The sequence below is a fragment of the Pseudomonas sp. PA-4-8C genome, from assembly GCF_021606625.1.
GTDB classification, from domain to species: Bacteria; Pseudomonadota; Gammaproteobacteria; order Pseudomonadales; family Pseudomonadaceae; genus Aquipseudomonas; species Aquipseudomonas lactis.
On record NZ_WKCD01000338.1, the window covers coordinates 1 to 5296 of the forward strand.

The window sequence follows — 5296 nt, forward strand, 5'->3', positions numbered from 1 at the left end:
GTACCCAGGAACAGCAGGTGGCTGGTGATCCGGAAGAACTCGGCCATCATGATGCGGATGGTGTCGACGCGGTCCGGCACCTTGATACCGGCGAGCTTCTCGACCGAGAGCACGTAAGGCAGGTTGTTCATCACGCCGCCGAGGTAGTCGATACGGTCGGTGTACGGGATGAAGCTGTGCCAGGACTGACGCTCGGCCATCTTCTCGGCGCCACGGTGGTGGTAGCCGATGTCCGGGACGCAGTCGACGATTTCTTCGCCGTCCAGTTGCAGGATGATACGGAAAGCACCGTGGGCCGAAGGGTGGTTCGGGCCCAGGTTGAGGAACATGTAGTCCTCATTGGTGCCGGAACGCTTCATGCCCCAGTCTTCGGGGCGGAAGCGCGCGGCTTCTTCTTCCAGTTGCTGCTTGGCCAGGTTGAGGCTGAACGGGTCGAATTCGGTGGCGCGGGCAGGGAAGTCCTTGCGCAGCGGGTGACCTTCCCAGGTCGGCGGCATCATGATGCGCGTCAGGTGCGGGTGGCCGGGGAAGTCGATACCGAACATGTCCCAGACTTCACGCTCGTACCAGCTAGCGTTCGGCCAGATACCGGTCACGGTCGGGATGCTCAGGTCGCTCTCGCTCAGGGCAACCTTGATCATCACGTCGCTGTTACGTTCCAGCGACATCAGGTGGTAGAACACGGTGAAATCGGCGCCGCTCGGCAGGCCCTGGCGCTTGGTGCGCAGACGCTCGTCCACGCCATGCAGGTCATAGAGCATGACGTACGGCTTGGGCAGGTTGCGCAGGAAGGTCAGGACTTCGACGAGCCTGGCACGCGCCACCCACAGCACCGGCATACCGGTGCGTGTGGCCTGGGCGGTGAAGGCGTCAGGGCCAAAACGGTTATTGAGTTCGACAACCACATCCTGGTCGTCTGCCTTATAAGGCGGGATGTACAGAGCACTGCCTGTAGTCATGGTTTTTTATCGCTTTCGGTCAACGTAAAGAATGAAGCCAGGTTTTCGTTCTATAAAAGAAGCGGGCTGGATCAGACTTCGTCGGGGCTGCGCAGGTTGGTGACTGCGATTCGCTGTTCGCGGCGCTGTTCCTTTTGAGACGGCATCTCGGCGCGATAAACGCCTTGATCACCGACCACCCAGGACAGTGGGCGACGCTCCTTGCCAATCGATTCCTGCAACAGCATCAAGCCTTGCAGGAACGCTTCGGGACGGGGCGGGCAGCCAGGCACGTAGACGTCCACGGGCAGGAACTTGTCCACCCCTTGGACGACCGAGTAGATGTCGTACATGCCACCGGAGTTGGCGCACGAACCCATGGAGATAACCCATTTTGGTTCGAGCATTTGCTCATAGAGACGCTGGATGATCGGCGCCATCTTGATGAAGCAGGTACCGGCGATAACCATGAAATCCGCCTGGCGCGGCGAGGCCCGGATCACTTCGGCGCCAAAGCGCGCGATGTCGTGGGGCGCCGTGAAGGCGGTGGTCATTTCCACGTAGCAGCACGAAAGGCCGAAGTTGTACGGCCACAGGGAGTTTTTACGCCCCCAGTTGACCGCACCACTCAGCACGTCTTCCAGCTTGCCCATGTAGATGTTTTTGTGGACTTGGTCTTCTAACGGGTCGGAAACGGTTTCCCGTTCGCCGATGGGGTACTGCTCGTTAGGAGCATCCGGGTCGATCCTGGTGAGATTGTATTGCATTGCCAAAGCCTCATTGTTTCAGCTTCGCTTGCCGCTTGCGACGAGCTTCCGGAGCCCAGTCAAGGGCGCCCACTCGGAACAGGTAGACAAGACCTGCCAACAGAATTGCTATGAAAACGAGAGCTTCGACGAATCCGGTCCAGCCGCTTTCGCGGACGGACACAGACCATGCAAAGAGAAAGAGGGCTTCGATATCGAAGATCACGAACAACATCGCGACCAGATAGAATTTGGCTGAGAGCCGCAAGCGGGCGCCACCTGTAGGCAGCATGCCGGATTCGAACGGTTCGTTTTTGCTGCGGCCCCAGGCTTTTGACCCGAGGAGGCTGGACACGCCGAGCATGAAGGCGCAAAGGCCTACAACACCGAGGAGGAAAATGGCAAAGCCCCAGTTGTGGGCCATGAGTCCTGTCGCGTCGGTCATGCTGGAAATCCTTAACAGAGAGCAAAGGTCTCTGAGCTCGAAAAAGTAACGATGCAGTGACGATATGTCGCACTGCAATCAATCGCGGTGATTTTATGGCTAAACACCGGGCAAGTAAAATTCCCAGGGCGAAATTATTCGGTGGAATAAGCACATAGTGCACCTTCTTGGGGCTGTAGCCCTTGTGGTGTGGGCATTAGCGGGCTTTTCATCAAATATGTTTTGTTTAAGATGTAACGAAGTTTTCAAGCGCCAAATGATAATGAATATTGTTTGCGCAGAGGTTTAAGCGAGTGTTTCTCATGTGGCGCGGGAAGTTAGCGTTACTTGCTTGAGTGCTGCTTAGTTGCTGCAACGGCTCTTTTACCCGATTGGGCCTGTGCGGATACCGCTCTGGATCAATGTTTTTAGCAAAAAACTATGGATAGGGCGCGGTCAATGTGGGAGCTGGCTTGCCTGCGATATCAGCGAATCAGCTGAACACCTGCCTCTGACCCACCGCCATCGCAGGCAAGCCAGCTCCCACCATTGATTTTCGGTGATTCCTAGGCAAAAAAAACGCCCCGAACCAGTCGGGGCGTGATTGTTGCGCGGCACTGCGGTTAGGTCTTCCGTGGGGCCGCAGTGGCCGTGTACGCGGTACTTAGTGGAACTGCTCTTCTTCGGTCGAGCCGGTCAGCGCGGTCACGGACGAGGTGCCGCCCTGGATTACGGTGGTCATGTCGTCGAAGTAGCCGGTGCCCACTTCCTGCTGGTGCGCCACGAAGGTGTAGCCTTTGGCGGCGTCAGCGAATTCCTGCTCCTGCAGCTTCACGTAGGCAGTCATGTCGTTGCGGGCGTAGTCGTGCGCCAGGTTGAACATGCTGTGCCACATGTTGTGGATACCGGCCAGGGTGATGAACTGGTGCTTGTAGCCCATGGCCGACAGCTCACGCTGGAACTTGGCGATGGTCGCGTCGTCCAGGTTCTTCTTCCAGTTGAAGGAAGGCGAGCAGTTGTAGGACAGCAGTTGGTCCGGGTATTCCTTCTTGATCGCTTCGGCAAAGCGGCGTGCTTCGTCCAGGTCCGGCTTGGCGGTTTCGCACCAGATCAGGTCGGCGTACGGCGCGTAGGCCAGGCCACGGGCGATAGCCTGGTCGAGGCCGGCGCGCACTTTGTAGAAGCCTTCCTGGGTGCGTTCGCCGGTGACGAACGGCTGGTCGTACGGGTCGCAGTCCGAGGTCAGCAGGTCTGCTGCGTTGGCGTCGGTACGGGCCAGGATGATGGTCGGCGTACCGGCCACGTCAGCGGCCAGGCGAGCGGCGGTCAGCTTCTGTACGGCTTCCTGGGTCGGTACCAGTACCTTGCCGCCCATGTGGCCGCATTTTTTCACCGAGGCCAACTGGTCTTCGAAGTGCACGCCGGCAGCGCCTGCCTCGATCATGCTTTTCATCAGTTCGTAGGCGTTGAGTACGCCGCCGAAACCGGCTTCGGCGTCGGCCACGATTGGCGCGAAGTAGTCGATGTAGCCTTCATCGCCTGGGTTCTTGCCGGCTTTCCACTGGATCTGGTCGGCACGACGGAACGAGTTGTTGATGCGCTTGACCACGGTTGGCACCGAGTCCACCGGGTACAGCGATTGGTCGGGGTACATGGATTCAGCGGAGTTGTTGTCCGCTGCCACTTGCCAGCCGGACAGGTAGATCGCCTGGATACCGGCTTTTACCTGCTGGACTGCCTGGCCGCCAGTGAGGGCGCCCATGCAGTTGACGAAATCTTTGTCGGGACGGAAGGACGGCTTGGCGCCTTGGGTGACCAGGTTCCACAGCTTCTCGGCGCCGAGTTTTGCAAAGGTGTGCTCAGGTTGAACCGAGCCACGCAGGCGGACGACGTCAGCAGCGGAATAAGCGCGGGTTACGCCTTTCCAGCGTGGGTTTTCAGCCCAGTCTTTTTCAAGGGCTGCAATTTGCTGTTCGCGTGTCAGTGCCATGGGGAAAAACCTCGTCGCGTCTTGTTTGAAGTATCCGTTTGCCAGCCCGGCATTCGTTGCCTGGGTAGGGTTGCTCGCTGACCAGAAGCTTTGGTGTTCAAGTCAAATCTGACGGAGGTAGGCGACGGGATGAACGATGGGGCTCAAAGGGGGGAGTTGAGCAGGTAAGGGCAAACTGCGAACGGTCTTCGGGCGTCGTGGGCCTTGGTACGATCCATCAGTGTGTAGCCGGGTTACCTGGTTAGCTTCCGTCCCTCGGGACAACTTCGTTCCAGTCGCAACCAACGTCAAACACACCTTGTGGGCGGTACAGACACGAATCGGCTCAGGTGGGTAGCTTAGAGCAGCGATCCGAAGGCCCTTGCCAGGGCCCCTGATTAGCGGGAGCGAGGCCATCATGCCCATGCTTTTTTGGCTCGTCAAATGTTTTGTAGTGCTTTTTTTAAAGCACTACATCTTTAGTCTAATGCGACTTGCCAGTCAGTTTTCGGTGCTTCAGTTCAGGGTGTCGACCTTGACCCGTAAAGTCAGGTCATCGCGGCCCTGAGTAGAGTAGCTGCGGGTTGTAGAGGATTTGTCCGCCTGGGTTTCGCGATTGATGCCGGCCAGGGGGATCCATTCGCCCAGGCGGCCGCTGACAGTTGTGTCGGTGCTTTGCACGTTCACTACATCGGGACGTTCCTGGCTCATGCGGTCACGGTTGGTACTGATGGCCAGGTGTACGGTTTCGCCAGTGACGCTGGCGGTCACGTAAAAGCCCTGGGTGACGTTGCGATACTGGGTCTGGTTTTGCAGACGGCCATAGCTGTCCTGTTGCGTGGTGGTCAGCGGTACGCTCTGGCCGACCTGGATCAGCGCAGGCACGCCTTCGCTGGCCTGGATCTGCTGCACGCCACCGTCGCGGCTGGCAGTGCCGTAGCTGATGATGCGGGTCTGGCTGTCACCGCTGTTCTGCTGGTTGTTCTCGTTGGTATCGACGGTGATCAGCAGGCGTTTGGCCGGTGTATCCAATTGGCCGAGCAGTGCGCGCAAGCCCTCGATCTTGGCGGGCTCAGCGTTAACGATAAGTTGGTTGCCGTAGGCGCTGACGGTGCCGTCCTTGCCGATGAAGTTCTGCGCCACGGGCAGCAGGTCGGCGCTGGTGCGGTTGTTCAGGTTGACGACTTCAGTGGCGGCCATGGCGCAAGCGCTGACGGTC

5 protein-coding genes are annotated in these 5296 nt (G+C 58.6%); all 5 read right to left on the reverse strand.

Features of this window, described 5'->3' with window-relative positions:
- A partial coding sequence (locus tag GIW04_RS27485) for an NADH-quinone oxidoreductase subunit C (RefSeq protein ID WP_236479389.1) occupies positions 1–959 on the reverse strand: 959 nt, incomplete at its 3' end.
- A gap of 71 nt (positions 960–1030) precedes the next feature.
- Complete coding sequence (locus tag GIW04_RS27490) at positions 1031–1705, reverse strand: NuoB/complex I 20 kDa subunit family protein (protein ID WP_003174719.1); 675 nt, start codon at positions 1703–1705, stop codon at positions 1031–1033.
- Positions 1706–1715: 10 nt separating this feature from the next.
- Positions 1716–2129 carry an NADH-quinone oxidoreductase subunit A gene (locus tag GIW04_RS27495; protein WP_003192109.1) on the reverse strand — a complete coding sequence of 138 codons (414 nt, stop codon included), beginning with the start codon at positions 2127–2129 and terminating at the stop codon, positions 1716–1718.
- Positions 2130–2772: 643 nt separating this feature from the next.
- A complete protein-coding gene (gene aceA / locus GIW04_RS27500) occupies positions 2773–4098 on the reverse strand; it encodes an isocitrate lyase (RefSeq protein WP_003174717.1) in 1326 nt (441 codons plus the stop codon).
- A gap of 495 nt (positions 4099–4593) precedes the next feature.
- Positions 4594–5296 (reverse strand): secretin N-terminal domain-containing protein (locus GIW04_RS27505; protein ID WP_442962816.1); only part of this gene is annotated, 703 nt, incomplete at its 5' end.

Coding starts and splice junctions, on each gene's coding strand:
- GIW04_RS27495 (WP_003192109.1), bottom strand. CDS start 2,129: ATGACCGACGCGACAGGACTCATGGCCCACAACTGGGGCTTTGCCATT.
- GIW04_RS27490 (WP_003174719.1), bottom strand. CDS start 1,705: ATGCAATACAATCTCACCAGGATCGACCCGGATGCTCCTAACGAGCAG.
- aceA (WP_003174717.1), bottom strand. CDS start 4,098: ATGGCACTGACACGCGAACAGCAAATTGCAGCCCTTGAAAAAGACTGG.